General features: G+C 48.1%; 1 protein-coding gene. It reads right to left on the bottom strand.

Going from position 1 to position 532, the window contains the following annotated elements:
* Positions 1–378: TRAM domain-containing protein (locus tag D479_RS19545; RefSeq protein ID WP_008640589.1), on the bottom strand; the 378-nt coding region annotated here is incomplete at its 3' end.
* Between the last annotated feature and the right edge of the window lie 154 nt (positions 379–532).

The raw sequence follows: 532 nt of genomic DNA on the forward strand, positions 1-532 counted from the left end.
CATACCGATCGTCGGATGTACCGGTACGTGCTCCAGGTGTCCGATCTTCTTCATGTTATCTTTGACCTGCTTCTGCTTCATGTCCAGCTGCATTTGATAACTCATGTGCTGAAGCTGGCACCCGCCGCACTGATAGAAAACATCACATGGAGGTTCCACTCTGTCTTCACTTGCTTCTTTCACTTCAAGAATCTTTCCGAATCCGAAGTTCTTTTTCACTTTGACGACCTTGACCGTTGCCGTCTCACCCGGAAGACCATAGGGAACAAACAGAGGATAGCCGTCCACTTTGCCGACCCCGTTCCCCTCATGCGTCAAATCCTCAAACGTAAGCTCGACTGTCTCATTCTTCTCAACCGGCGGTTTCACTTTCGCCATCATTCATCCGTCCTTTTTTTCTATATTCTATACGTAGTTTATCATATCTGACCATTAAGTGCGGAGTCGCCCTGGGAGCTGCGACAAGCATAAGAACATTGATGGAGAAAAGTGCTCTTCCTTTTCGCCGTCGATGGACTTATGACCTCGAGCA

Source organism: Halobacillus sp. BAB-2008 (assembly GCF_000328325.1).
Classification (GTDB): Bacteria; Bacillota; Bacilli; order Bacillales; family Halobacillaceae; genus Halobacillus.